Raw genomic sequence first — 23,801 nt, 5'->3', positions numbered from 1 at the left:
TTCAGGAGGGCTCCCAGTCCGCCCCCTCCGCCTCCTCCAGATCCACGTTCGTATTCACCTTCAGCACGTCGTCGTGCTCGTCGAGTGCGTGCAACACGGCGAGGACCTTCTCCGCTTCGCGCCCCTCCAGCTTCACCGTGTTGCTGGGCACCATCGCGAGTTCCGCCTCGTCGACCGGGATTTCCGCGTCGCGCAACGCGCCGAGCACCTCGTGGAAGTCGGGCGCCTCCGTCGTCACCACATACATGCCGTCGTCGGACTCGAAGTTCTCGGCCCCCGCCTCGAGCGCCGCGTCGAGCGCCGCTTCCTCGTCGCACTCGGCGGCGGGGACGAGGATCTGACCCTTGCGCTCGAACATCCACGCTACGGAACCGCTCTGGCCCAGGTTCCCGCCCCGCTTGTCGAGCAGGTGCCGGATCTCGGCCAGCGTGCGCCGGGGGTTGTCCGTCAGGCACTCCAGATAGAGCGCCGCGCCTCCCGGTGCGTAGCCCTCGTGCGTGACCTCCTCGAAGGTCGCGCCCGGCAGATCTCCCGTCCCGCGCCGCACCGCCCGGTCGATGTTGTCGGCCGGCATGCGCTGGCTCTTCGCGTTGTCGATCGCGGTCCGGAGGCGCGGATTGAAGTCCGGATCTCCCCCGCCTTCGCGCGCTGCGACGGCGATTTCGCGACCGAGCTTGGAGAAGAGTTTCCCCTTCGCCTTGTCGGTCACCGCCTTCTGGCGCTTGATCTTCGACCACTTCGAATGGCCCGCCACGGGCTACCGCCTGCTCATCTTCCTACTCGTTATCGTCGCGCTGCGACTCGGCGATCACTCTCTCCTGAACATGCGGAGGAACCTGCTCGTACGCAGCCAGGCTGCGCGTGTGCGTCGCCTTTCCGTGCGTCAGCGAGCGCAGCGCGGCGGAGTACTTGTAGAGTTCGGACTGGGGGACGTGCGCCTTCACCACCTGCCGCCGCCCCTTCGAATCCATGCCGAGCACGCGGCCGCGCCGCTGGTTGAGGTCTCCCATCACCTCGCCCATGTACTCCTCGGGCGTCTCGACCTCGACCTCCATGATCGGCTCCAGGATCACCGGGTTCGCGTCCCGCGCGACCTTCTGGAACGCGATCGAGCCCGCGATCTGGAAGGCGATGTCCGAACTGTCCACGGAGTGGTGCGAGCCGTCGTAGCACTCGGCCTGGAAGTCGACGAGCGGATAGCCGGCGAGGACGCCCTTGCCCGAGGCCAGCCCGATCCCCTTGCCCACGGCCGGGACGAACTTGGTCGGGATCACGCCGCCCTTGATCTTATCGACGAACTGGTACCCTTCCCCGCGCGGCAACGGGCTCAGCCGGATGTGGCAGTCGCCGAACTGCCCGCGGCCGCCCGACTGCTTCTTGTGGCGCCCCTGGCCCTCCGCGGTCCTCGTGATCGTCTCGCGGTAGGCGATGTTCGGCTGGTGAGTGTCCACGTTGACCCCGTACTTCCGGGTCATCTTCTCGAGCGAGATGTTGAGGTGAATCTCCCCCAGCCCGCGGATGATCGTCTGTCCGCGCTCGGGATCGTATCCGGAGGAGAAGGTCGGATCCTCCTCGTGCAGCTTCGCGAGACCGCTTCCGATCTTGTCCTCGTCGGCCCGCGTGCAGGCGGTGACGGCGAGGGAGAGATCGGGCACGGGCCACTCGATCCCGCCGAATGAGAGCTGGCTCCCGTCGTCGCAGAGGGTGTCCCCGGTGTGCGTGTCCTTGAGCTTCGTGACGACCCCGATGTCGCCGGGGTTCAGCGCATCGACGTCGATGCGTTGCGACCCGTGCGGAATCGCGATGTGCGCGATGCGCTCGCTCGCGGAACGGTCGGGGTTGGCGAGCGTAACGCCGTTGGTTATCCGTCCGGAGAAGACGCGGAAATAGCTCAGGTCGCCGACGTGGGGTTCGGACGTCGTCTTGAAGATGAGCGCCGCCGTGGGCGACCCGGCGCCCGGCTCCAGCGACACCTCGCCGCTTCCGTCACGCGCCGTCCGGGGCGCGGCCCGGTCGGGCGAGGGGAAGAGTTCCACGATGCGGTCCATGAGGGCCGGCACTCCGGCGCTCGTCTGGCACGAGCCGCAGAACACGGGGACGATGTCGCCGGTACGGATCGCCTCCGCAAACACCTCGCCGAGCCGACCGGGGTCGAGTTCCTCTCCCTCGAAATAGGCTTCGAGCAGGTCGTCATCGCCCGACACGATCGCCTCGATCAGTTCCTCCCTGAGGTCCTCCACCTCGGACGCAACATCGGCGGGCGCATCCGCCACGGTGGCGGCGCCCTTGTCCCCTCCCTTGAGGGTGTGGGCCTTCATGGTGAGGAGGTCGACGAAGCCGCTGAAGTCGGCGCCCGCCCCGATGGGGGCGTGGACCGGCATCGCGGCGGAGGTGAGTTCGTCCCGGATCTGACCGAGGGTGCTGCGGAAGTCCGCGTTGTCCCGGTCCATCATCGAGACGAAGACGGCCCGCGGCAGGCCTGCGGCGTCGGCGGCGGTCCAGGTCTTTTCCGTCCCCACCTCGACGCCGGAGATCGCGTCGATGACGCAGATGCCGGCGTCGGCCACGCGGATTCCGGCCACGACTTCACCCAGGAAATCGAGGTATCCGGGGGTGTCGATGAGGTTGATCCGCACGCCGTTCCGGACGGCGTGGGCAACGGCGAGGTTGATCGAGATCTTGTGCCCGGTCTCTTCGGGCGTGAAGTCGGTGAGCGCGTTCCCCTTCTGGACATCGCCCTTTCGGGTGGTCCCGCCGGCGATGTAGCACATCGAGTCCACCAGCGTCGTCTTTCCGGCACCTCCGTGCCCGAAGAGGACCACGTTGCGCAGGTTCCGCGTTTGATATTCCGAGGCGGCAGACGCCATGTACACCTCCCTGTACTCTGCCTGGGATGACACCGGGGCTGGCGGCCCGCGACAGGCGCTTTGCTACGGCCACGGGCCGTTCCGTGCGCGACGCTCCCGGCCGGGGGGTCGCGCGGGGCAAACATTGTAGAAACCGGCGGGGAAAAACTCCAGCCGCAGCCGGCTAGTGCGTGCGGGTCTTCTTCCCCGTTCCCTGCGTCTGCTGGTACTGCCGACTCACCTCGTCCAGGAAGGCGCGCTCGCGCTCCGAGAGGGAGTCCATGCCGCTCGCGCGGATCTTGTCGAGGATCCGGTCCACCTCATCGAGCGAATCCCCGTCCGCCCGGCGCCGGCGGCGAGGGGTGGGCGCCGGCGGCGGTGCGGGGCGCCGGGCCCTCCTCGGGGTGGGCGGCTGGACCTCCTTGTAGAACACACTGCGCGCGAGGCGGCCGATCCGCTCTCCGAACCGGAGATAGACGAACCCGGTCACGAGTCCGCCGAGGTGCGCCCAGTGGGCCACGCCGTCCGCGGACCCCTGTACGGTCGAGAGGAGGGTGAAGGCGCCGAGCCCGGCGACGAACCATTTCGCCGGGACGGGAAAGACGAAGTAGAGGAAGATCTTCGCGTCGGGCCAGTTCATGGCGAAGGCCACGAGGATGCCGAAGATGGCGCCCGAAGCCCCGACCATGATCGTGGGCCCCGTGAGCGAGTAGAGCAGGACGGAGAAGGCCGCCGCGCCGAGTCCCGTCACCAGGTAGAAGCGGAGGAAGAAGCGGCTGCCCCACTTCTGTTCGAGCGGCGGACCGAAGAAAAAGAGCGCGAGCATGTTCATGAACACGTGCATGAAGCCGCCGTGCACGAACATGTAGGTGACGATGGTCCACGGACGCGTGAGGAAGCCGGGAACGGCGAAGCCGAGCCAGTCGACGGCGGCGGGCGGGACGATCCCGATCGCCATGACGAGGAAGATCGCGAAGTTCGCGATCATGAGGCGCTTGACCCAGCGGCTCATGGGAAAGCCGTGGCCGAACCGGACCCCGCCGGTCTGGAACGCGGGCCGTCTCATCATCCTGACCCTGCCTCGCCGTGGCGCGCCTCGCCGTCGCCTTGAAGGTCGATGGCGGAAGCGAGCCGGCCGTCGCGCTCCGCGCGCTCGATCGCCAGCCGCAGGAGTCGGTCGATGAGTTCCGGATAGGACACGCCGCTCGCTTCCCAGAGCTTGGGGTACATGCTGATCCGGGTGAAGCCCGGAAGCGTGTTGATCTCGTTTACCACCAGTGAACCCGCGGGGAGCGGGCCGCAAGCCTCCGTCGCGAGGAAGAGGTCGACGCGCGCCATCCCCTCGCAGCATAGCGCGCGGAAGGCGCGGACGGCGATGTCGCGGGCGCGCGCCGTGGTGTCGGGGTCGAGGTCGGCGGGAATGAGCAGGTCCGCGCCGTCCTGATCCAGGTATTTCGCGTCATAGGAGTAGAAGGCGTGCGTGGGGGCGATCTCCCCGGGAACCGAGGCTTCGGGGGCCTCGTTCCCCAGCACGGAGAGTTCGATCTCGCGGCCCCGGATCGTCCGCTCGAGGAGCACCTTGGTATCGAAGGAGAAGGCCTCGTCGAGCGCCCGCCGGTATTCGCCGTCCGTGCCGGCCTTCGAGACGCCGACGGACGATCCCATGTTCGCCGGCTTGACGAAGATGGGGGCGTCGAGGGCGGCCACGGCTTCGTCCCAGGAGGGGGCCTCGCCCGGCGAGAGGACGGTGATGAAGGGCGCGACGGGGATGCCGGCGTCGCGCAGCAGCCGCTTGGCCACATCCTTGTCCATGCAGACGGCCGAGCCGAGGATCCCGGGCCCGACGAAGGGGAGGTGGGCGAGGCGCAGGAGTCCCTGCACGGTGCCGTCCTCGCCCAGGGGACCGTGCAGGACGGGAAAGATGACGTCCAGTTCCGGCAACTCGGCCGGCTCCGGGCATCCCTCGCCGGAACCCTCACACTCGGCGGAACCCTCGGGGGCGGGCGGGGCGACGGGTACGATGCGGGGACGGCGGCCGGGCGTCACGGCGAGCCTGACGGGGGCGTCCGGGAGGCCGATGCGCCGCGGGTCCGAGGCGTGCCGGAGAAAGCGTACCTCGTCGGCGAGGTGCCAGCGGCCGCGGCGGTCGATGCCGATGAGCACGATGTCGAAGCGCTCTCGGTCGATGGCCTTGATGACGTTCTTCGCCGAGCGGAGCGATACTTCGTGCTCCGGGGACTCGCCCCCGAAGAGGACGCCGACGCGCAGGCGAGCGTCAGCCACCGGACGCCGGCACGGGATAGCGGATGGGGAGTCGCGCCCAGATGGCGGTCGGGGCGCCGCGGTGCTCGGCGGGCCGGTACCGGAGGAGGCGGGCGCCTTCCACCGCGGCGGAGTCGAGGACGGCATGTCCCGATGAGGTCACGACCGACACGGAGTCGACGCGTCCGGCATCGGAGATCCGAATGCGGAGGAGGATCTCCCCGCCCGCGCCTTCCTCGAGGGCATCGGCCGGATACGGGAACGCGGGGGACGCCCGGGGCTCGAGCACGGGCCACACGAGACCGCCTTCGCGAAGTTGGTCCACGCGCAGCGCTCCGACCTCGGGGCTCGGATCGTCCGCGCACCCGGTGGACGCGGCGCCGGCGAGGGCGGCGAGTACCGCAAGGACACCGGACCTGACAGCCCGTGCGCTATGCATCGCCGAACGCCTTCCATTCGGCGAGCGTGTTCAGCGCTTCGAGCGGCGTCATCCCATCGAGGTCGAGGCCGGCCAGCTTCGCGAGCACCTCCCGGGCGGCTGCGATGTCCGCGGCTTCGGCCTCGCCGGGGGCGCCGTACGGCGGAGGGTCGTCCTCCGCGCGGAGAACCGGGGCCTGGAAGAGGGAGAGCTGCCCCAGCCCCGCCTCGGCGAGCACGGCTCCGCGGCCGCCGGCGCCCCACGGGCCGCTCTCGAGCACGCGGAGGATGCGCGCGGCCCGACCCACGACATCGGGGGGCAGCCCGGCCAGCCGGGCGACGTGCACGCCGTAGGAGCGGTCCGAACCGCCGGGCTGCAGCCGGTAGAGGAAGACGATGTCCTGGCCGGTCTCCCGCACCGCGACGTTGAAGGCGGCGGCGCGCGGCAGCGACTCGGCGAGGCCGACGAGTTCGTGGTAGTGCGTCGCGAACACGGTGCGCGCGCCGAGTTCGTGCAGCCGCTCGGTCACCGCCCAGGCGATCGAGAGGCCGTCGTACGTCGACGTGCCCCGCCCGATCTCGTCGAGCAGGACGAGCGAGCGCTCCGTGGCGCCGTGCAGGATGGTCGCGGTCTCCGTCATCTCCACCATGAAGGTGCTCTGCCCCGCCGCGAGGTTGTCGCTCGCGCCGACGCGCGTGAACACACGGTCACATATCCCGATGCGGGCCCGGCGAGCGGGGACGAAGGAACCGATGTGCGCCATGAGCGCGATGAGCCCCGCCTGGCGCAGTACGGTGGACTTCCCCGCCATGTTCGGGCCGGTGACGATGAGGGTGCGCCGCTCGTCGTCCAGCCGCATGTCGTTCGGGATGAAGGTATCCCGCGCGGCGGCGGTCTCGACGACGGGGTGCCGGCCCTCTTCGATATCGAACACGATGTCGTCGCTGAGGCGCGGGCGCACGTAGTCCTCGGCGGCGGCGACATCGGCGAGGCAGGCGAGGAAATCGATCTCGGCGACCTGGGCGGCGGCGGCCTGGATCCTCCCGACCTCGGCGGCGACGGCATCCCTGACCGAGTGGAAGAGTTGCGCCTCCAGTTTTGCGATCTCGTCGTCGGCCCCGAGCACCTTCGCCTCCCACTCCTTGAGTTCCGGCGTGAGATAGCGCTCGGCGTTGGTGAGCGTCTGTCTGCGGGTCCACTCCTCCGGCACGCGGTCGAGCTTCGAGCGCGTGACCTCGAGATAGTACCCGAACACCCTGTTGAACCCGATCTTGAGCGTGTCGATGCCGGTGCGCTCGCGCTCCCGAACCTGCATGCCGGCGATGAAATCGACGGCGCTGCCTCGCAGGCCGCGCAGTTCATCGAGTTCGGCGGAGAAGCCGGGCCGAATCACGCCGCCGTCCTTGAGGGCATGGGGAGTGTCGGGATCGATGGCTGCATCGATCCGGGCCGCCATGTCGTCGAGCGGATCGAAGCCGGCCTGGAGTTCGGTGAAACGGCCGGCCTCGAGCGGCGCGAGGGCGGCGGCCAGTCCGGGCAGCGCATCGAGCGACAGGCCGAGGCCGAGGAGTTCCCGGGGCGCCGCGCGGCCCGTCGAGACGCGGGCGGCGAGCCGCTCCAGGTCGCGGATGGGCCGGAGCGCGCCCCGGACATGCTCGCGCTTCTCCGACCGCTCGACGAGTTCCTGCACGGCGTCGAGCCGGATCGCGATCTCCTCGGCGCGGACGAGCGGCCGCAGGAGGCGCCGGCGTAACAGGCGCGCCCCCATCGGGGTCCGCGTGCGGTCGAGAAGCTCCAGCAGCGACGCCCCCGCCCCGGGACGCAGCGGTTCCACGAGTTCGAGGTTCCGCCGGGTCATCTCGTCGAGGTACATCACGCGTCCGGCGCGGTCGACGCGCGGGGGCCGCAGATGGTCGAGGCCGGCCGGCCGCACCTCGTCCAGGTAACCGAGGAGGGCGCCGCTGGCCGCGAGGAGGAGCGGGTCGCGCGCGAGGTCGAGGCCGAAACCGCTGGTGGAGTTGACCCCGAACCACTCCCGGAGCCGTTCGTCGCCGAGCGAAGCGTCGAAGCGCCAGGCGGGCCGCGCGGTCAGGTGCCACGGTCCGGCCGGCGCCTCGCTCTCCTCCGGGATCACGATCTCGGCCGGCTCGAGGCGCCCGAGTTCGTCGTGCAGATCGGCGGCGGCCACCTCGCGAAGCTCGAACTCGCCGGTCGAAAGGTCGACGATGGCGAACCCGAACGGGGCCTCCCCGGAGATCGCCACCACGTAGTTGTTGCGCCGCGCCGCGAGCAGCTTGTCCTCGAGGACGGTGCCCGGAGTGATGATCTCGACGACATCCCGCCGTACGATCCCCTGTGCTTCCGCCGGGTCCTCGAGTTGCTCGCAGATCGCCACGCGGCGGCCCATCTCGAGCAGGCGGGAGACGTACTCGTTCAGCGCCTTCACGGGGACACCCGCGAGGGGCACGTTCCGCTTGCCGCCGTTGTTGCGCGCGGTGAGGGTGAGTCCGAGCAGGCCGCTCCCCTCCTCCGCGTCCTCGAAGAACATCTCGTAGAAATCGCCGACCCGGAAGAAGAGGAGCGAATCGGGGTGGCGCGACTTGATGTCGAGATACTGCCGGATGAGCGGCGTGTGCGCGCCCGGGTCAGAGGGGGCCGTGGTCATCGCCGCCTCACGAGATGACGGGGACGATGGCGGGCTCGAAGCCCGCGTCGCGCAGTCGGCGGGCGAGGCTCTCCGCCGCTTCGCGACGGACGAAACGGCCCAGCCGGACGCGGTGGAACCCGTCGTACTCGACCACGCGGGAGAAGAATCCGGACGCTTCCAAGCGCTCCTGTATCTCTTCCGCCGGAGCGGGACGCGAGAACGCGGCCACCTGAATCGAGAAGCGAGGGCCTCCCGGGGCACAGGCGAGCGACGCGGCCTCCGCAAGGAGGGCGGTCTCCGTGTCGCCGACGCGCCGGCCCTCCGCAACCGCCCGTTCCCACGCCTCGCACGCCCGATCGAGGAGACCCCGGTCCTCGAAAGTCCGCGCCGTCCAGTACCACGACTCGACCACCTCGGGGACGCGGGGATGGTCGGCCCGCAGACGCTCGAGATCGGCCGCCGCGCGGTCGGGCTCGCCGAGCGCAAGATCCAGCTGCGCGAGCCGCAGCCATGCACGGGCTGCGTAGCGAGAGCCGCCGTCCGTGGCGATGGAGAAGAGTTCCGCGCGGGCGGAGTCCGCGTCGGCGAGGAGTCGGGCCCGGAGGTATCGCGCCCGCGGGACCTCGCCGCGCGCCGCGTTCCGTGCCTCCGTGGTGAGCCAGTTCTCGATCGCCTCCGCCGCGCCTCCGAGGCTCCCGGATTCGATTCGCGCTTCCAGACGGTCCAGGTCGACGGGAGCGGCGGCCTGCGCGGCCTGCGCGGGGGAGGGGGCGGCAAGTCCCCACAGCGGCGGGCCGACGAGCAGCGCCAGCGCCCACGCGCGGGAGTTCCCGTGGCCGGGGTGACCTCTGCGGATCCGGTGGCTCCGGGTCATCCCCCGGCGCTGCGCGCCCGCCCCAGTTCGAGGAGCATCCCGGCGAGGACCGCCTGGTCCCGCCGCCCCGACTTGAGGTGCCGGTCGGCGCGATGAAGCGCCCGCAGTGCGTGATCGACTTCGTGTACGGTCCATGCCCTCGCTTGCTTCGCGTAGGCGTTCGCCTTCCAGGAGAGATAGCCGCGGCCGGTCTCCGACAGGGCGGCCCGCAAGCCGGCCGGTCCCGCTTCGAGGGCCAGACCAAGCAGAAGGTGGTGTTCCACAAGTCCGGCGACCAGCCCGACCCCCCGTTCCGATGTGAGCACGTCGTCCAACTCGCGCAAGGCGCGTCCGTAGTCGCGCGAAGCGACGAGGTCGAGCCAGCTCCAGCGATCGATTCGATGAGTCCGGGGGACGACGTCGCGGATATGCGTGTCGGTCCGGCGGTCGGCGGGAAGCGACGCCAGCTTCTCCAGCTCGGCGTCCAGGGTGGAGAGGTCCGACCCGACGGCCCCGGCGATCCACTGGGCCGTCGCCGGCGAGAGGTCGAGCTTCCAGCGCCGCCGCGCCCGATCGTGGATCCAGCCGGGGACCTCCGCCGCCCGCGGCGTACTCCATTCCAGCGTGCGGCAGCTCTTCTTCAGATCGCGGTAGAAGGCCGCGCGCGACCCCTTGGGGATGCGCGCCGTTACGATGAGGGCGATGTCCGGTGGCAGCGCCGCCGTGGCCCGCTTCAGGACCGCGCGCGCCTTCGCCCCAAGGCGTTCGACATCGCGCACGAAGACGACGCGGCGTTCCGCCATCATCGGGGGCATGGCGAGGGTGGCGGCGAGCTGCTCGTCCGTTACGTCCCCGGCCCGGAACTGGTCGTAGTTGAAGTCGCGCGTGGCCGGATCGACGGCGGCCTCGACGAGCTGCTGCGCGGCTTCGTCCCGCAGACGGATGGCGTCTCCGTGCAGGAACCACGCACCGGTGGGGGGATCCTGGCCCAAGGCTCGCGAGAGCCGCGGGTCGAGGGGCGCGCTCACGGCGCCGAGAGAGGCTCGGGCCGCGGGCTGCGACGGTGGGTCAGCGAGACTCGTCGAGTTGGCCGGCGCGTCGCTCGACCGGCAGGGAGGCGGAGTCGCTCGTCGCGATCGGCACGGCGTACGTCGAACCGAAGAGCCCGCCACCGTCGTCGAGCGCGGGAGCGAACGGGGCAAGGAACCAGTCGGGCACGTAGGGGTCGCCGTTGAACAGGGTTCCCCGACTCTCAGCCACCGCTTCCGCGGGCACGTCCGCCATCACGGGCGGGAGCTGCACTTCGACGAGAAGGGGCTGGCTTCCGTTCGACACGCCGAGGGTAAAGAGTCCCGCCGACGCCACGGCGATCACCGCGGCCCGGCCGATCTGGCCTCGCCAGGACCGCTTTGGAGGCTCGTCGACGTGGTAGAGGCGATGCTGCAGTCGGGGGAGGAAATCGTCAGAGGTCTTGCCCCGGGGGAGCGCTCGCCAGGCGGCGAGCCCGCGAGTGAGTACGCGTTCATAGCGTCGACACGCCCCGCAATCCTCAAGGTGCGTGTCGAAACGGCGACGCTCGCCAGTGGCAAGCGCCCCGTCCAGATATTCGGTGAATCGCTCGATAAACTCTTTGCAAACCATCATTGCACCATCATTGAAGACAACCGTCCGGCGTCTACCGGGCCTATCTACTCTGAGCTGCGCGTCAGGGTTCCTTCCGCCTGCCCGACCGTACGCGTACGGGCCGGGCTCCGGGCTCAGTCGAGCATCGGGGCGATGATGCGGGCGAACCGGTTCCGCGCCCGATTGAGGCGCGACTTGACGGTCCCCAGCGTCACTCCCGTGATCTCGGAAATCTCCTCGTAGCTCTTCCCTTCCAGTTCACGCAGCACGAATACGACACGGTGATGTTCGGGAAGTTCCGCGACCGCGGCCTCGACCTGTTCGCGCACGCGCCGCTTGCGGTACAGATCGTCGGGCCGGTAGGCCGAATCCTCGAATTCAAGCGGCCGGTGGTCGGCTTCCCAACTCTTCCTCAGCGAATGGAAGAGTACGAGCGGGTTGCGCGCCCGGTTCCGCAATTCGTTCTTCGCCAGGTTGCTGGCGATCGTATAGATCCAGGTTGAGAACTTCCGCGCAGGATCGAACCTGTGGAGGTGCCGGTACACGCGCACGAAGGTCTCCTGAACGAGATCCTCGGCCCGGTCCCGGTCTCCGATGGTGCGGTAGATGAAGTTCAGCAGGCGGTCCTGATAGCGGTCGGCTATCTCGTTGAACGCGAAGCGCTGTCCCCCCAGGTAATGGGTGACGAGTTCGGCATCCTCGAGGCGCTTCAACTCCCCGCGCCTGAGGGGCTCCATATCGTCCGGCGCCGCGTATTGCCTCGTGACTTCGAGGTTCGGCTTCGTGTCCATTCCGCTTCCTTTGCAGGCGGGTGTGACGCGTTAAACCCCGCTTGCGCCGATTCGATCCATCCGGCGATCAACCCGGCGATCCACCCAACGCGCCGCGAGGGTCAGCGCGCAGATCGTCTTGCCGTCGCTGATCTCTCCCGCATCGATCATTTCGATGGTACGGGCCAGAGGCAGCCGATGCACATCCATGAACTCGCTCGCCTCGTGACTCGTCTCCCCCGCCTCCAGCTCCCACGCCGCGAAGAGGTGGATGACCTCGTCCGTGAACCCCGGCGTCGTGCGTACGGAGGCCAGCCGCTCCAGGTGTCCAGCACGCAGCCCCGCCTCCTCTTCCAGTTCCCGGAGAGCGCACGCCTCGGGGAGTTCGCCGGGCTCCAGGTTCCCGGCCGGCACCTCCCAGATGAATCCGCCGGCGGCGTACCGGTATTGACGCACCAGCGTGACGACGGGTTCGAGCGGGGGCGTACCGGCGGCTTCGCCCGGTGGCTCGGGAAGGTCCAGCGCGACGACGGCCGCGGCGCCGGGGTGGCGGATCAGTTCGAGCCGACCGATGGACCCGTCCGGAAACCGCACGCGGTCCACATCGACATGGATCCTGCGGCCGGAGTAGACGCGCTCTCCGTCCACGCGGCCCGTCGGCCGGCCCGGCCCGGAGTCTCCGTCCGCGGAGTCGGTCACGGTGCGGTCATGAGACGGGCCGGACATCCACGGGCCCGAGGCCGTCCAGGGTCGGCGCGGCGGTCGCGGCGTCGCCGACGGCGAGCAGCGTGAGACGGTCGGGGTCGAGGTACGTGCGGCAGACCTCCTGCACCTCCTCCGGCGTCACGGCCTCGATGCGGGCCCGGTACGTCTCCCAATAGTCGTCGGGGAGGCCGAACACGCGCTGGCGGCTCACCCTTCCACAGATCTGCACCGCGGTCTCGAACTGTAGCGGGAGCGAGAGCGTGAGCGCGTTGCGGGCCAGCTTCATCTCGCCGGCGGTGACGGGTGTCGTGCGCATGGTCTCGATCTCGCGCAGGATCTCCTCGAACGCGGGGCCGGTCTTTTCGGTCTCGACGGCCGTGCGGGCGACGAACGGCCCGGCGCCCCGGCGAAACCGGAAGCTCGATCTCGCGCCGTAGGTCCACCCCTTGTCCTCGCGCAGGTTGAGGTTGATGCGGGAGTTGAAGAGGCCGCCGAGGATCGCGTTGGCCACGATGATCGCGTGATGGTCCTCCGTGTTGTAGGGCACGCCCACCGTCGCCACGCGGATCTCGCTCTGCGCGCTGCCGGGACGGTCGATCAGGATGAGATCGTTCGCGCGCGGTTCCGGCGCTGCGGGGGGCCGGACCCGGACGGTCTCGCCGCTCCAGGCGCCGAAACGCGCCTCCACGGCGGACATGAGACGTTCGCGGTCGAGGTCGCCGCACGCGATGAGAAGGGCGCCACCGGGACGATACCCGGCCTCGTGGAACTCCCGCACCGCTTCGGCGCCGATCTCCGACACGGTCGACCGGGTCCCGGCGGCCGGGCGGCCGTAAAGGCTGTCGCCATAGAGTTCGGCGATCGTGGCGAGGCCCGCGACGGTTGCCGGATCGTCCATCTGGCGTTCGATCTCGTCGATGCGCTCGCGGCGGATGCGCTCGACCTCGTGCTCGGGAAACTCGGAGTCGAGGACGGTGGCGGCGAGGAACTCGAGGGCCTCCTCGAACACCTCCGACAGGAAGTGCATGGAGACGGCCCCGACGGCGTAGCCGACCGTGGCGCGGTACCCTACGCCGAGTCGGTCGAGCCAGCGCGCCATCTCGATGGCGTCCCGGCCGGGGGTGCCGGCGGTGAGGAGCCGGGCAGCCAACTCGCCGAGCCCGCCGAGCTGCGGCGGCTCGGCGCCCGCGCCGCACTCGAGGACGAGGTGGAGCGACACTTCGGGCAGGCCGCGGCGCTCGGCGTGCTCGACGCGAAGTCCGTTCGGTAACGCGTGCCGCTCGAAGGACGGGAGCGCGAGCGGGCGCGGGTCGGCCGGGGCCGGACGCGCGGAACGGTCGAGGGTCACGGGTCGGGGATTCGTCACGGGGTCCCCTCCTCGGGAACGACGTGCAGCACCGTGAGGCCGCGCGGGTCGAGCACGGTGCGGGCTACGCGCTCCACATCCCGGCGGGTGACGGCGCCGTAGCGCGTGAAGGCGTCGTTCACGTAGCCGGCGTCGCCCCGCAACACGGCGGCATGCGCGATCGCGTCGGCCCGGTCGCCGAAACCGGCGCGGCCGTTCAGCAGCCCGCGCCGGGTCCGGTTGCGCGCCCCCTCCAGTTCCGCGTCCTCGATCCCGCCGTCGAGCAGGTCATCGATGACCTCCCTCACTTCCCTCTCGAGGTCGTCGGCACGGACCCCGGGGCGGGCGGTCGCGACGATGAAGCACATGCCGACGCTCTCCGTCGGCCAAGTGAAGGAGGTCACGTCCGCCGCCATCTGCTTCTCGTACACGAGCGTCTTCTCGAAGCGGGAACTGTTCCCGTCGGCGAGCAGGTAGTTGAGGGTGACGACGGCCTCGAAATCGGGGTCCGCCCAGGGCGGCGAGTGAAACATGAGGTACACGCGCGGCATCTGAACCCGGTCCCGAAGGAGCGCGCGCCGCTCTCCGCCGCACGCCGGCACCGACACGTCGGGGGGCGGGGCCACGGATCGCGCCGGAATCTCCCCGAACCAGGCTTCGACCCGCCCCAGGGCTTCGCGCGGATCGAAGTCTCCGACGAGCACGAGGGTCGCGTTGCCGGGCCCGTAGTGAAGGTCGAAGAACTCGTGGACATCCTCGAGCCGGGCCGCGTCGATGTCGGGCATGTGGCCGATGGTCGGATGACGGTAGGGGTGCCCTTCGTCATAGGCGCGGGCGAGCAGGGTCTCGAAGGCGAGGCCGTAGGGGCGGTTCTCGTACGACTGCCGGCGCTCGTTCTTCACGACCTCGCGCTGGTTGTCGAGCTTCTCCTGCGTGATTCCGGGCTTGAAGAACCCCATGCGGTCGGACTCCAGCCACAGCCCGAGATCGAGTTCGTTGGCGGGCAGAGTCTCGAAGTAGTTGGTGCGGTCGAACCACGTCGTCCCGTTGAGTGTGCCGCCGGCGTCCTGGACGAGCTTGAAGTGCTGTTCCTTCGCCACATGCTCGGACCCCTGGAAGAGGAGATGCTCGAACAGGTGCGCGAAGCCGGTGCGGCCGGCGCGCTCGTTCTTCGATCCCACGTGGTACATGACGTGAAGCGCGACGAGGGGTGCGGAGGCATCGGGCTGCAGTACGACCCTCAACCCGTTGTCGAGCGTGTGCTCGCGGATATCGAACGCCATCGCGGGTGAAGACGCTGAAGCCAAGGACTGTCGCCTTTCCGTGCTGCTGCTCTCGGTGCTGCTCCCGGTACCGCTGAATGATTTGAGGCGGAGGGAGATAAGCCGGGTTCTGTTACCGCGGGCAAGGCCCACGGCGAGGTCATCTATCTGGGACCTGCGGTTGCCCGAGGTCTCGTGCGGCCTACCCGGAACTCGAACGCGACGGGCCGCCGCTCGTTCCTGCTTGGCCTTGCTCCCGGCGGGGTTTGCCGTGCCGTCCCTGTCTCCAGGAGACGCGGTGGGCTCTTACCCCACCCTTTCACCCTTGCCTGTGCGCCTGGACCCTCGCGGGTCGCAAGCTGCCATCGGCGGTCTGCTCTCTGTGGCACTTTCCGTCGCCTTGCGACGCCCGGGCGTTACCCGGCGCCGTGCCCTGTGGAGCCCGGACTTTCCTCGAACGGCGTGCGAGCACCCGTCCGCGACCTCTTCTCCCTCCGCCGCGGACAACCTAACCGCTTGGCAACCTCTTGAGGAATTGTCTACTCTAAGGGTATGAGGTGGAGTGTCCGGCGGGAGCGTTTGCCGGTCTTGGAGTCTTCCGGAGAAGGAGTCGCGAACGCGCGTAAAACGTATGCTACCCAAGTCGAAATCACCCCGCATGGCGATGGCCCTGTGGGCGCTGGGAACCACGGTCGCGGCGGTATCGGTTGCGGCCTCCCAGGAACAAAGCCCCGGTGGCCCGTCGTCGTACTACGTCTACGTGGCGGCTGAATCGGAGGATCGTGTCGATCTCGTCCGGTTCGATGGCACCGGTGCGTCGGTGCTGGATTCCGTCTTTGTGGGCCGCTTTCCGACGGAGATCGACGGGCCGCACGGTCTGGCGGTCGATCCGAGCGGGGAACGGTGGTACGTGACGCTCGCCCACGGGAATCCCTTCGGCACGGTCGTCGCCTACTCCACGGAGACGAACCGCCCGCTCGGGAGCGCCGAACTGGGACTCTTTCCCGCCACGATGCAGGTGACGCCGGCGGGCCTTCTCTTCGCGGCGAACTTCAACCTGCACGGCGAACACGAGCCGGGTTCGGTGTCCGTCGTCGACGTCGGCGCGATGATCGAGGTCGCGCAGATTCCGACCTGCACGATGCCGCACGGCTCGCGGCTCACGGCGGACGGGGCGCGGCACTACTCGGTATGCATGATGGATGAGATGCTCGTGGAGGTCGACGCGCACCGGCTCGAAGTCGCGCGGCGCTTTCTCCTCTCCCCGGGCCTGGAGCAGGCGTGGCCGTACGACTGGCTCCCGACGCGGCCCGTTGGGGCGCCGGGGTGCAGCCCGACGTGGGCGCATCCGGCCGTGGACGGACGCCATGTGTACGTCACGTGTAACCGGAATGCAGAGGTGCTGGAGATCGATGTGCAGGCGTGGCAGGTGACGCGGCGATTCGAGACGGGCGAAGGTCCGTACAACCTCGATGTTTCCCCGGACGGCGCCTACCTCGTCGTGACGTACAAGAGCGGGCAAGCGACGGGCGTCTGGGATCTGGCCAGCGGGATGGAAACCGCCCGGGTCCCGAACACGCGGTCGCTGCCGCACGGGATCGCGATCTCTCCGGACTCGCGCTACGCCTTCGTGAGCGTGGAGGGCGTGGGCGGAGAGCCGGGCACGGTCGATGTGATCGACCTCCGGGCCGGCGTCCGGGCGGCCAGCGTGGACGTAGGGAAGCAGGCGGGGGGCATCGCCTTCTGGAAGGTGGAGTCGCCGTGAGGCGCGGCGCGCTGGCGGTGCTCGCGGGGATGCTCGCGATCGCGTGCGGGGACGCCGGGAGCACGGAGATCGGTTCTCCGCCGACGGCCCTGATCCCCATCTCCGCCGCCGTGGACACGATCGTGACGGGCGACGCCACCGACCCGCCGATCGCGGTCCGGGTCGAGGATGCGCTGGGAAACGCGGTCGAAGGCGCGCCGGTCCGCTTCGTCATCGTACAGGGCGAGGGTGAACTTTCGCCCGGAGTCGCCGTCGCGGGGCAGAACGGCGTCGCGGAGTCCGTCTACCGCGCCGGGCCCACGCCGGGCGAAGCGGAGATCCGGGTGGACATCCCGAGCGCCGAGAACGTTTCGCCGCTGCGCTTTGTCATTCTCGCCGAGGCCGCGGACACCGTGCTCCTGAGCATCGTCGAGGGCGACGGCCAGCGGGCGGAAGCGGGAAGCCAGCTGCCGCTCCCCTTCTCCATCCGGGCCGAAACCACGAGCGGTGCTCCGGCCGGCGGCGTCCGCATCGCCTTCGACTGGACGACCCCGGGGGAACCGCCGATCGCGGCGGAAGTGGCGGAAGCGGAGGAAGTGCCGGCACTGCCCGAGGCGGTGGACCCGGCGATGCCGGAGGATACGGCGACGGCGGAGGACACGGCGGAACCGCCGGCCCCGGAAGAAGTGCCGGGGAGCGGAGGCGCTCTCACGCACGACATCGTGATGACGGACGCGGATGGGCGGGGTCGCGCCGTCTTCACGCTGGGTTCGCGGGCGGGCGACTACCGGATCCACGTCTTCGCCACGGGTGGCGTGTATTCGGATACGCTCTCCTTCACGGCCACGGCTCTCGCATCGGCGGGAGGGACCGTACAACTCGATTCGGTCCGTAACGGAAGACTCGCCGCGGGTTCCCGGGCGCTCCTTCACGGCAGCGGATTCGGCCCGGTCCCTGCCAACAACCAGGTCTGGATCGAGGGCACGGCGGCGACGGTGGTGAGCTCCACGGGAACGGAACTCACGGTTGAGGTGCCGGCCTTCGCCCGCACCTGCCTGCCCGAGCGCGATGTCGGCGTGCGCGTGCTCGTGGGGTCCGAGGCCAGCAACGGTCTCCTGCTTCCGATCGAGCCGGCCACCCTGCGCGTGAACCTGGAGATCGGCGAATCCCTCACCCTGCGCGGCCCCGTCGAGGTCGAGTGTCTTCAGTTCCCGCCCGGAGCGCCCGCAGAAACGGGAGAGCCCGGAGCGCCGGAAGACGCGGCGGCGGCGACCCGGGAGTATCGGATCGTCATCGGCAATACGGGGCGTACCGCCTCGCGGGGGCTTCCGCTCCGGCTCACGATGCGGACACCCGCCGACATGTCGGGCGATGGCCAGGCGACGGAGGTGAGCCCCGGGACGATCGATCCCCGGATCGCGGAGGCCGCGCTTGCGGCCACGCGCAGGGACATCGGAATCCGCGCACGCACGCTTGGCCGACTCGAGCAGACCGGCGTCTCACCCCTTCGTCCCGACGGCTCGACGACGATTTCGGTGCCGCCCGTCGGAGACACGCTCGAGTACTTCTTCTCCGTCGGTCCGGAACTGGTGGGGACCTGCGTCGATCCCGAGCGCGCGGTGCGGGCGGTGGTGCGGGCAGTGGGCACCGGTGTGGTCCTTGTTGAGGATCTTGCCGCACCACCCGGAGGTCCCACGGAGGAAGAGTGGCTCGCGCTCGCCGAGGAGCTGGACCGGACCGTCTTCCCGGCCGTGACCTCCTACTTCGGCCCCCCCGGGGACCTCGACCGGAACGGACGCGTCGTCGTCCTGTTCACGCCCGATGTCAACCGGCTCGGCGATGGTGAGGCGGGGATCGGCGGGTTCTCCCTTCCGCAGGATCTGGCCGCTTCGGGACGGGGCAACGGTGAGTTGTCGGACCCGGGCGGCGAGACCTGCCCGGCGAGCAACGAGGGCGAGATCGTCTACACCCGGAGCGCGGATCCCGACGGGACGCTCGGGCGTGCCGTCTCGACGGAGGACCTCCTGCGGGAGACGCCCGCGCTCCTGGCGCACGAGGTCCAGCACATCATCAACGCCGGACGTCGCGTACTGGAGTCTCCGGCGGGTTTCGGGGCAGCCGAGGAAATATGGCTGGACGAGGCGCTTTCGAGTCTGGCCGAGGAAGTGACGGGACTCGCCTCGCTTGGGCTCCCCGTAGGCGATGACCTCACCTTCGAACGCGTATCCGGGACGCCCGAGCAACTCGACGCATTCAATGCGTACATGCGGGGCAACTTCCAGAACCTCGGCCTGTACATGCTCGGACTCCCCGGGGCGCCCACCGTCGCGACGGACGACCTGGACGGCGTCGGCGGGCTCCAGATGCGTGGCTTCGGCTGGTTCCTCCTGCGACGGCTTGCGGATGAGGCGGGGGGGGACGAGCGGGCCTTCGTGCGCTCCGTCGCCGGGGGCGGACAGAACTACGCGCGGGGGATCGCGAACCTGGAGCGCGTCACCGGGCGGGAATGGGCGAACATTCTGGCGGATGTGTCCGTTTCGCTCGCGCTGGCCGCGGGGACGCTGGACGAAGGGGCGGGGGAGCCCGCGGGCGAGGATCAGGAAGCGCCACCGGCAGGGCCGGGGGCGGGGCTACCGCTCGCCGCGGCAACGTGGGACGCCGGCGACGTGTTCCGATCCTTGAATCAGGATACGGACGTCGTGTCGGGTCTTCCGGCCGCGATCGCGCTCCGGGCCGAGACGCTGGGGATTGAAACCCGGGTGATGAACCTGAACGTAGGGCCTTCCAACGTTCAGTACTTCTCGCTCGTCTCGGTACCCGGCGCGCCGGGGCTTTCGCTGTCGCTGGAAACGGCAGGAGGGACCGCGACGGGCGAGACCGCGGAACCGCTAATCACGATCGTGAGGACTAAATGAGACGCCTTTCCGGCGTTCTTCTCTTTCTCTTTCTCATTCTGGGCGGGCTCTCACCTGGAGCATCGAAGCTGACAGCCCAGATGATTCCCGAGGCACCCTTCGGCAGCGACACGGGCCCGGAGTTCTTCGGGCTCGCCGGAATCCTGCAGCCGCTCAACAACCTCACGGACAATACCGGGGCGTACGGCATCGTCATGCCTCCGGACGTGATGATGGGGGGCGAGATGACGTACTGGGCTTCGCGCGCGGTCGGGATCGGCGTCATGGGGCTCTATTCTCCGGCGACGCTCGAAGCCGTCGGCAGCGGACGCGGGCAGGGTCCTGGAACGCTCGGCGAAACGGAGTACATGGCGGCTACGGTGAACTTGACCTTCCGGCTGCGATCGTCGGGGTCCGCGGGGGCGCTCGAACCCTATTTCACGATGGGCGGTGGGCTCCGGCGGTTGAAGTTCTACGGCGCCGAAGTACCGCCGCTCAGCGCGACGGATCCGATGGCCACGGCCGCCCTCGGGGTCCGGGTCCATCTCACGTCGTCGGTCTGGTTCCGTGGTGAGCTGCGGGACATGGCTTCCTACTACATCTCCGCCGCGACGGACGCGTCGAAGCTGCAGAACGACATCGGCATCACGATCGGCTTCGGCGTCCGCTAGCGGGACGCGACCCGCACTGCCGGGGTCCCGGGGGCGATCGAGACGGATGTTTCCTCGCCGCTCGGCCACACGATATGCAGCGTCGCCGAGGCCGCGTCGCCGGTCGCGCCACGCACACCCAGGGTCTGCGTCGACTCGTGGCGGGCGAGGTAACCTTCCCCTGAGCGGACTTCCCTCGCCGGACCGAGCGTGCCGTCGGCGTATTCGAGCCGGAGGCGGGCGCCGATCGCGCGCGGGTTCGCGGGCGGTCCTTCGAGCGTGGTCCGGAGACCGGGGTCCGCTCCGACGTTGCGGTAGAGACGGGTCTCGCCGCCGTTGACGCCGAAGGCCACGTCCACGCGTCCGTCGCGGTCGTGGTCCGCGAGCGCCACCGCCCGGGCATCCCCGTAGACGGCGATCCCGGAGCGGGAGCCCGCAACGGGCTCGAAGCCCCCCCTTCCATCCCCCCGCAGCCAGAGTCCGCGTCCGGCATCATAGCGTGGCACGCCCGGGCGGCCGGCGTAGAAGTTCTGCGCGAGGACGAGATCCTCGTGACCGTCGCCGTCGAGGTCGCCGCTGGCGACGCCGAACGCGGGCGCGCGCTGGGCCGCCGCGGGGAGCGGCGCGCTCTCGAAGCCGGACGGGCGATTGAGCCACACGGTGTGGCGCAGTTCGTTCGCGTCGAACCGTCGCTCGGGATCCAGGCCGCCGATGAGGTCGGTCAGGGGCGCGTTCGCGAACCGCTCGTACGTCACGCGCGCGAGCGCGGGAAGCCCGCCAGGGCGGGCGAGCGCGTCCCGGCCCCGGAGGGGGCGCCAAATGCCGGATTCCATGCGGGCCTCGACGAGGTCGACGATGCCGTCGCGATTCATGTCGCCGTAGATGAGCGAGTAGGCGGGCGGCACATCGAGATTCACGCCCCAGCCGGTGGCCACGAGGTCGGGCCGTCCGTCCTCATCGAAGTCCGCCGCGGCGAGGCCGTTCCAGCGCCCCTGGAGGCGCGTGAGCCCGAGCGCTTCGCTCGCGTCGGTGAAGCGGCCCGCATCGTTCCGGAAGAGGCGCACGCTGCCCCACTCCAGCGCCAGCACGAGGTCGGGATCGCCGTCGAGGTCGTAATCCGTGAACAGGGCAGCGGAGACGAGCCCCAGCCGCGCGAAGGGACGGGAGCGCTCCGCATCGACGCGGAGGGCGTCACCGTCGTGGATCAGCAGGCGCGAGTCGACCGCCATCGGATAGGCGCCGGGGGCGACGCGCCCCCCCACGAAAAGGTCGAGATCGCCGTCGCCGTCGATGTCGGCCTGGGCGAGGGGGCCGGTGGCCGCGGGGAGCTGCCCGGGCGGGGCGCTGGTGGCTTCGATGAGCGGGGGCGCCGGCGCGGACGCGCCGAGCGGCGCCGCGATGACTGCGGGAACGGCCGCGGCTTCCGCGGGCGAGCCTGCTTCGTACGCGCTCATGCCGATGAGCAGCGCGGCGCGGCCGTCGCCCGTGCGGTGCGGCAGCACGGCGGTCGCGTCCCACGCCAGCGCGGGCACCAGGGCCCGCGGGGCGGCGAAACCGTCGCCCTCGTTCCGCATCACGACCGGGCTGCCCCCCCGGCCGCTCCCGACGACGAGATCCGCGTCGCCATCGTCCTCCACGTCGATCCACGACACGCCGGGACCGGGTCGGTCGAGCGAATGCGGAAGGAGCGGCTGCCGGAGCCGGTCGTCGAAGGGCGTTTCGACGTGCCGGTGCCCGAGTCGGTCCGAGATATCGACGAAATGGGCCGGCGGGGTCTCGGGCACCGGCGCCCCGGCGGGCGTGGCCGCCGGCCCGGGGGGGTGCGCGGTTGCAGCATCGATGACGTACTCGCGGTTCGCGACGATGCCCTCCAGGCGCGTACGGCGGCCGTCGGGCCAGTCGACGGTGAGCGTCATCTCGCCGTCGGTGACCGCGGCGAAGCTGGCGACCGGTTCGGAGGAGGAGAGATAGGCGCCTCCCGCCGTAATCTCGCGAAGCTGGGCCGGGGCCGCCCCGGGGCGGCCGAGTCCCTCGAGGCGGATCCGGGCGCCGATCCCGCGCGTGTTCAGACCCGCCCCCCTCAGGCGCACGAGGACGCGGGGCGCCGCCGTGTCGTTCCGGTACAGGAGGGGGGGCGCCCCGAGGCGCGTCACGACGACATCGAGGTCTCCGTCGTGGTCGAGATCGCCCGCCGCGAGGCCGTGCGAGATGTCCGCCTCGCCTCCCCAGCGCCAGCGCTCGCTCACGTCGGTGAAACCGTCCTCCCCTCCCCGGAACGCGACGTTCGGCTGCGCGAGCGGGGGGAACATGCGCAGGGCCTGATCCGCAGGCAGCCCGGGGATGGCCGCGACGCGCGCGTTGGCGTCGCCGTCCAACTGGTCCCACGCGTGTCCCGTCGTGACGAGGATGTCGTTCCAGCCGTCCAGATCCGCGTCCATGATGAGCGCGCCCCACGTCCAGTCGGAGGCGGCGAGCCCGAGTTCCCACGCCGCCTCGGCGAACGTCCCGTCGCCGCGGTTGAGCTGGACCGCGTTCCGGTTCACCTGGATCCTCGTGTCCGTGACGCCCGCTGGCTCCGGGACGGCCTCGTAGCTCGGTGTCTGGACCCGGCGTCCGGCCGCGTCCCGGGCGAGCATGTCGGTCGTGAGGAGATCGAGGTCCCCGTCGCGGTCGAGGTCGCCGATGTCCACGGCCATCGAGGAGAGGCTCGTCGTGCGGACGGCCTCGCTCGAAGCCGGCGCAAACATCCCGCCGCCGACGTTGATCCAGATCCCATCCTCGCTGTTGAAGTCGTTCGCGACGTAGAGATCCGCGTCGCCATCCTCGTCCCAGTCGCTGAAGCGGGCCGCGAGTCCCCAGTCGCGCGTCGGCGCCGAGACGTTCCCGCGGGAACGCGTGAGCGGCGCACCGGGGGCCGCCGCCGCGAACCGTCCGTCCCCGAGTCCGGTGTAATACTCGTCCGGCTCTCCAAGTTCGAAGCGGCGCACGAAGCGGCCGTCGAACTCCACCCGGTAGTGCTCGTCGTAGAGTTCCCGCAGTTGCGGGGGGATGACGAGGTTGCCGTCCTCGCCGCGCTGCAGGTGGTTGATGTCGAGAACGTCCGGCGGGTAAAGATCGTCCACCTGCCGCGTCTTGTAGTTCGCGACATAGAGGTCGAGATCGCCGTCACCGTCCGTGTCGGCGAGCGTGGGGGTCGTGCTCCCCCACTCCCCGGCGAGACCCGAGTCCTCGAGTTCCGTGAAGCCGCCCGCACCGTCGCCGAGGAAGATCCGGTTGCGGCCGCCGTGAACGGTGACCACGAGATCCAGATCGTCATCTCCGTCGAGGTCGGCGAGCGCCGCGCCTCTGGCGAGAACGTCCTCGAGCGCGAGGGCGGGCGGCGTGATCTCCTCGAAGCGCCAGCCGCCGAGGTTGCGGTAGAGCGCGCTCGCGCCCCCGAAGCCGGCGAGGAAGAGGTCCGCCAGGCCGTCCCCGTCTACGTCCCCGATCGCCACGCCCTGCCCTTCGGCGAGCACCCGGTTGTCGAGGCGCGTCTCCTCGTCGACGTCGTAGAGGAAGGCCACGCCCCGCCCGGGGGCATCGAGCGGCCGGAAACCGCCGGAACCCCGGGGCCTCAACTCGCGCCACTGATATCCGTCCGCCTCGACCCAGGGCCCGGGCTCCGGAGCGCCGCACCCGACCGCCGCGAAGACGGCCGGCGCGACGAGGGCCAGCGCGAGGGGGCCCGGGCCGAGGCCGATCAGCGCGCGCGCCGGCCGCATCATCGGTCGCGGGAGGGTGTG

Annotated in this window: 17 protein-coding genes and 1 other RNA gene; 3 read left to right on the top strand and 15 right to left on the bottom strand. The window is 70.1% G+C overall.

What is annotated here, in order from left to right; genetic code table 11:
- Position 1: 1 nt before the first annotated feature.
- From ACOOGH_RS00745 to rnpB, 14 genes are all read right to left on the bottom strand, one after another.
- Positions 2-754 carry a YebC/PmpR family DNA-binding transcriptional regulator gene (locus ACOOGH_RS00745; protein WP_420447100.1) on the bottom strand — a complete coding sequence of 251 codons (753 nt, stop codon included), beginning with the start codon at positions 752-754 and terminating at the stop codon, positions 2-4.
- A 22-nt stretch (positions 755-776) separates the two neighbouring features.
- A complete protein-coding gene (fusA, locus tag ACOOGH_RS00740; RefSeq protein ID WP_420447099.1) occupies positions 777-2,867 on the bottom strand; it encodes an elongation factor G in 2,091 nt (696 codons plus the stop codon).
- A 163-nt stretch (positions 2,868-3,030) separates the two neighbouring features.
- Positions 3,031-3,915: a rhomboid family intramembrane serine protease gene (locus ACOOGH_RS00735; RefSeq protein ID WP_420447098.1), complete on the bottom strand. Its 885-nt coding sequence runs from the start codon at positions 3,913-3,915 to the stop codon at positions 3,031-3,033.
- On the bottom strand, positions 3,912-5,129 hold the full coding sequence (gene ddlA / locus ACOOGH_RS00730) for a D-alanine--D-alanine ligase (RefSeq protein WP_420447097.1): 1,218 nt from the start codon (positions 5,127-5,129) through the stop codon (positions 3,912-3,914). The genes ACOOGH_RS00735 and ddlA overlap by 4 nt, the downstream gene beginning before the upstream one ends.
- On the bottom strand, positions 5,122-5,547 hold the full coding sequence (locus tag ACOOGH_RS00725) for a TonB family protein (protein WP_420447096.1): 426 nt from the start codon (positions 5,545-5,547) through the stop codon (positions 5,122-5,124). The genes ddlA and ACOOGH_RS00725 overlap by 8 nt, the downstream gene beginning before the upstream one ends.
- Positions 5,540-8,191 carry a DNA mismatch repair protein MutS gene (gene mutS, locus ACOOGH_RS00720; RefSeq protein WP_420447095.1) on the bottom strand — a complete coding sequence of 884 codons (2,652 nt, stop codon included), beginning with the start codon at positions 8,189-8,191 and terminating at the stop codon, positions 5,540-5,542. Before mutS ends, ACOOGH_RS00725 begins: the two co-directional genes overlap by 8 nt.
- 7 nt (positions 8,192-8,198) lie before the next feature.
- A complete protein-coding gene (locus ACOOGH_RS00715; protein WP_420447094.1) occupies positions 8,199-9,047 on the bottom strand; it encodes an SPOR domain-containing protein in 849 nt (282 codons plus the stop codon).
- A complete protein-coding gene (holA, locus tag ACOOGH_RS00710) occupies positions 9,044-10,054 on the bottom strand; it encodes a DNA polymerase III subunit delta (RefSeq protein WP_420447093.1) in 1,011 nt (336 codons plus the stop codon). The genes ACOOGH_RS00715 and holA overlap by 4 nt, the downstream gene beginning before the upstream one ends.
- A 40-nt stretch (positions 10,055-10,094) precedes the next feature.
- On the bottom strand, positions 10,095-10,670 hold the full coding sequence (locus ACOOGH_RS00705) for a zf-HC2 domain-containing protein (protein ID WP_420447092.1): 576 nt from the start codon (positions 10,668-10,670) through the stop codon (positions 10,095-10,097).
- A 113-nt stretch (positions 10,671-10,783) separates the two neighbouring features.
- Positions 10,784-11,440, bottom strand: a complete 657-nt coding sequence (locus ACOOGH_RS00700; RefSeq protein ID WP_420447091.1) for a sigma-70 family RNA polymerase sigma factor — start codon at positions 11,438-11,440, stop codon at positions 10,784-10,786.
- 30 nt (positions 11,441-11,470) lie between these two features.
- Entirely contained in the window at positions 11,471-12,118 is a 648-nt protein-coding gene (locus ACOOGH_RS00695) for an NUDIX hydrolase (RefSeq protein ID WP_420447090.1), read from the bottom strand.
- A 7-nt stretch (positions 12,119-12,125) separates the two neighbouring features.
- A complete protein-coding gene (locus ACOOGH_RS00690; RefSeq protein WP_420447089.1) occupies positions 12,126-13,490 on the bottom strand; it encodes a M16 family metallopeptidase in 1,365 nt (454 codons plus the stop codon).
- The gene (locus ACOOGH_RS00685) at positions 13,487-14,776 is read right to left on the bottom strand and encodes a M16 family metallopeptidase (protein ID WP_420447088.1); all 1,290 of its coding nucleotides are present in this window, start codon (positions 14,774-14,776) and stop codon (positions 13,487-13,489) included. Before ACOOGH_RS00685 ends, ACOOGH_RS00690 begins: the two co-directional genes overlap by 4 nt.
- A 58-nt stretch (positions 14,777-14,834) precedes the next feature.
- Positions 14,835-15,230: RNase P RNA component class A (gene rnpB, locus ACOOGH_RS00680), an RNA gene on the bottom strand.
- 159 nt (positions 15,231-15,389) lie between these two features.
- On the opposite strand from rnpB, the gene ACOOGH_RS00675 reads away from it, so the two are divergent.
- From ACOOGH_RS00675 to ACOOGH_RS00665, 3 genes are read left to right on the top strand one after another with little or no spacing between them, the layout of a single operon-like run.
- On the top strand, positions 15,390-16,496 hold the full coding sequence (locus ACOOGH_RS00675; RefSeq protein WP_420447087.1) for a YncE family protein: 1,107 nt from the start codon (positions 15,390-15,392) through the stop codon (positions 16,494-16,496).
- A complete protein-coding gene (locus ACOOGH_RS00670; protein ID WP_420447086.1) occupies positions 16,493-19,390 on the top strand; it encodes an IPT/TIG domain-containing protein in 2,898 nt (965 codons plus the stop codon). Before ACOOGH_RS00675 ends, ACOOGH_RS00670 begins: the two co-directional genes overlap by 4 nt.
- On the top strand, positions 19,387-20,040 hold the full coding sequence (locus ACOOGH_RS00665; protein ID WP_420447085.1) for a hypothetical protein: 654 nt from the start codon (positions 19,387-19,389) through the stop codon (positions 20,038-20,040). The genes ACOOGH_RS00670 and ACOOGH_RS00665 overlap by 4 nt, the downstream gene beginning before the upstream one ends.
- Here the strand turns inward: ACOOGH_RS00665 and ACOOGH_RS00660 are convergent.
- A complete protein-coding gene (locus ACOOGH_RS00660) occupies positions 20,037-23,783 on the bottom strand; it encodes an FG-GAP-like repeat-containing protein (RefSeq protein WP_420447084.1) in 3,747 nt (1,248 codons plus the stop codon). The genes ACOOGH_RS00665 and ACOOGH_RS00660 overlap by 4 nt on opposite strands.
- Positions 23,784-23,801 lie beyond the last annotated feature (18 nt).

Origin of the sequence: Candidatus Palauibacter sp. (genome assembly GCF_965213655.1) — a bacterium.
Classification (GTDB): Bacteria; Gemmatimonadota; Gemmatimonadetes; order Palauibacterales; family Palauibacteraceae; genus Palauibacter.
This window is presented reverse-complemented; position numbering and strand designations above follow the sequence as displayed.